The sequence below is a fragment of the Vibrio ruber DSM 16370 genome (genome assembly GCF_900163965.1).
GTDB lineage: Bacteria > Pseudomonadota > Gammaproteobacteria > Enterobacterales > Vibrionaceae > Vibrio > Vibrio ruber.
Genome location: NZ_FULE01000093.1, coordinates 1 through 3,424 on the forward strand (window position 1 = coordinate 1; position 3,424 = coordinate 3,424).

A 3,424-nucleotide genomic window follows, 5' to 3' on the forward strand; every position below is an offset into this window, starting at 1 on the left:
AACTCAGTTTTACCAGTTGTTCCATGGCAATCACTCAGTTTTTTGCAACTTTACCGCTGACAAGTCCAGGTAATATCCCAAAACATTATGAATCCTTATTGGAACAAATGAGCTACTTTAAGCTTCCACCAAGGCGGGAAGACAGAACTTACCCAAGGTGGGTAAAGCCAAAACCCAGAAAGTATCCACATAAAAAGAACAATGCCAGTCAGCTTAACTGACTGGCATTACTCCCCGCAGGGAGCTTTTTTTACATCAGTACTGAATGATTAAAGCGTTTCAGTGAATGTCCGTGCAATGACGTCAGCTTGCTGCTCTGCAGTCAGAGAGTTAAAGCGAACCGCATAACCGGATACACGGATTGTCAGCTGTGGGTACTTCTCAGGGTGTTTCACAGCATCTTCCAATGTTTCACGGTTCAAGACGTTAACGTTCAAGTGTTGACCACCTTCAATGCCTGTTTCATGGTGGAAGTAACCATCCATCAGACCGGCAAGGTTAGAACGTTGTGCATCAGTATCTTTACCAAGAGCATTCGGCACGATTGAGAAGGTATAAGAGATACCGTCTTTTGCGTGAGCAAATGGTAGTTTACCAACTGAAGTCAGTGATGCGACTGCGCCTTTTTCATCACGACCGTGCATTGGGTTTGCACCAGGTGCAAATGGTGCACCTGCACGACGTCCGTCAGGTGTGTTACCTGTTTTCTTACCATAAACAACGTTAGAAGTAATGGTCAGAATTGACTGAGTCGGTACTGCGTCACGGTAAGTTTTCAGTGAACGGATTTTGTTCATGAATACTTCAACCAATTGACATGCAATGTCATCAACCCGAGGGTCATTGTTACCAAATTTAGGATAGTCACCTTCGATTTTGAAATCGACTGCGATGCCGTCTTCATCACGGATAGGTGTGACTTTGGCATATTTAATCGCTGACAGAGAATCTGCTGCAACAGACAGTCCGGCAATACCACAAGCCATGGTGCGTTTGACATTGAGGTCATGTAGGGCCATCAATGATGCTTCATAGCTGTATTTGTCATGCATGAAGTGAATCGCATTCAAAGCGGTGACATACTGTTTTGCCAACCAATCCATGAAGTGATCCATTTTTGCCCACAACTCATCATAGTCCAGCACTTCAGACGTAATTTTTTCCAGTTTTGGACCAACCTGAATTTTCAGTTTCTCGTCAACCCCACCGTTAATGGTGTAGAGCATTGTTTTTGCAAGGTTGGCACGAGCACCGAAGAACTGCATTTGCTTACCAACAACCATTGGCGATACACAACATGCAATGGCGTAGTCATCAGACTCAAAGTCAGGGCGCATCAAATCATCGTTTTCATACTGAATGGATGAAGTGTCGATAGAGACTTTCGCGCAGAAACGTTTAAAGCCTTCAGGAAGTCTTTCTGACCAAAGCACAGTGATGTTTGGCTCCGGAGATGGTCCCATGGTGTACAGGCTGTTCAGGAAGCGGAAGTTAGTTCGTGTAACCAGTGTCCGTCCGTCTAATCCCATACCACCCATCGATTCGGTTGCCCAGATTGGGTCGCCGGAGAATAATTCATCATATTCAGGTGTACGCAAGAAACGAACCATACGCAGTTTCATGACGAAGTGGTCGATCATTTCCTGAGCGCCTTCTTCAGTCAGTCTGCCTGCGGCAATATCACGCTCGAGGAAGATATCGAGGAACGTTGAAGTACGACCCAGAGACATCGCAGCACCGTTTTGAGATTTAACGGCTGCCAGATAACCAAAGTAAGTCCATTGGATGGCTTCTTGTGCTGTTTCAGCCGGACGTGAAATGTCACAGCCATATTTTGCAGCCATTTCTTTGATTTGAGCAAGGGCACGATGCTGTTCAGCAATTTCTTCGCGCAATTGCATTGTCATGTGCAGATCTTCACCCGTTTCAAACTTCTCTTGCAGAGATGTGAACTGAGCAAATTTGTCTTTCATCAGGTAGTCAATACCGTACAGTGCAATACGACGGTAGTCACCGATGATACGACCACGGCCATAAGCATCAGGTAAGCCAGTCAAGACGCCTGATTTACGGCACTTCATGATTTCAGGTGTATAGATATCGAATACACCTTGGTTATGTGTTTTACGATACTCAGTAAAGATTTTCTTCACTTGAGGATCAAGTTCACGGCCATAAGCTTGGCATGAACCTTCGACCATACGAATCCCACCATTTGGGATGATAGCACGTTTTAGAGGTGCTTCAGTTTGTAGGCCAACGATTGTTTCCAGATCTTTATTGATGTATCCCGCATCGTGTGCAGTGATAGTAGAAATGACTGAAGTATCAAAATCAACCGGAGCGTGAGTCGAGTTTTCTTTTTTGATACCTTCCATGACGGCTGACCACAAAGATTTGGTCGCTTCGGTACCTTCAGAAACAAGGAAAGATTCGTCACCTTCATAAGGTGTGTAGTTTTTTTGAATAAAATCACGAACGTTAACTTCGCTTTGCCAATCTCCTGCGACAAAACCTTCCCAAGCTTTAGCAAATTGCTCTGCCATGATATACCTACCTTTATATAGTAGAGAAAAACACATACTGATTTAGCTGTTGAGCCAACTCGCCTTCTTATTGAAGAAGAAATCAGTACACTCTTCGAATAACAATATGATTAATCACCCATGGGTATACATCAGTTTGACTAATGATATTGCGACTCTTGCCACGAACCTCATCGTATTGACTGTAGCTTAGGATAAAAAAAACACATAAACCTTAAACTAAATCAATAAAACTTCAAAAATAGGAATAAAACTTGGTACCAGATTGACTTGCCTAACCTATTTATCAAACGGTTTTTAATGATGAACAACATCATTCCGTTTTCTCAGTATAGATGTCTGCCGGTGAAAGGCGCTGTCTCTGCTGATATCCGATTATCATCCAACATTATTTCTGCCATATTTCTTTGATTAGACCTGTTCAAAGTTAATTCTATCCATCAACTTCATGTTATCGGCAGGTGATATGCGGCGGTTTATCTGTGCTGAGATGAGTGGTATGCAGCCGGATCATATGCGACGACGTTGGATTTAATCTTGATATGAATAGAGATCAGCAAACTGAAGGTGGATCATGAAAGGGCGCATTTTGCTTTGGTATTCATTTGGCTGAGGTATTGTGTGAAACAAAAGGCCTCGCAAATGAGTAATGCCAGTCAGTTAAGCTGACTGGCATTGTTCTTTTTATGTGGATACTTTCTGGGTTTTGGCTTTACCCACCTTGGGTAAGTTCTGTCTTCCCGCCTTGGTGGAAGCTTAAAGTAGCTCATTTGTTCCAATAAGGATTCATAATGTTTTGGGATATTACCTGGACTTGTCAGCGGTAAAGTTGCAAAAAACTGAGTGATTGCCATGGAACAACTGGTAAAACTGAGTTG

1 protein-coding gene and 2 pseudogenes are annotated in these 3,424 nt (G+C 43.2%); 1 reads left to right on the plus strand and 2 read right to left on the minus strand.

Going from position 1 to position 3,424, the window contains the following annotated elements; translation table 11 throughout:
- A pseudogene (locus VR7878_RS21330) lies at positions 1–221 on the plus strand (IS4 family transposase); the annotation flags it as partial.
- 48 nt (positions 222–269) lie between these two features.
- Here VR7878_RS21330 and pflB read toward each other — a convergent pair.
- Entirely contained in the window at positions 270–2,546 is a 2,277-nt protein-coding gene (gene pflB, locus VR7878_RS20595) for a formate C-acetyltransferase (RefSeq protein WP_077337810.1), read from the minus strand.
- A gap of 656 nt (positions 2,547–3,202) precedes the next feature.
- A pseudogene (locus VR7878_RS21335) lies at positions 3,203–3,424 on the minus strand (IS4 family transposase); the annotation flags it as partial.

Excerpts from the sequence above, each read along its gene's own strand:
- pflB (WP_077337810.1), bottom strand. The coding sequence starts at position 2,546 with ATGGCAGAGCAATTTGCTAAAGCTTGGGAAGGTTTTGTCGCAGGAGAT.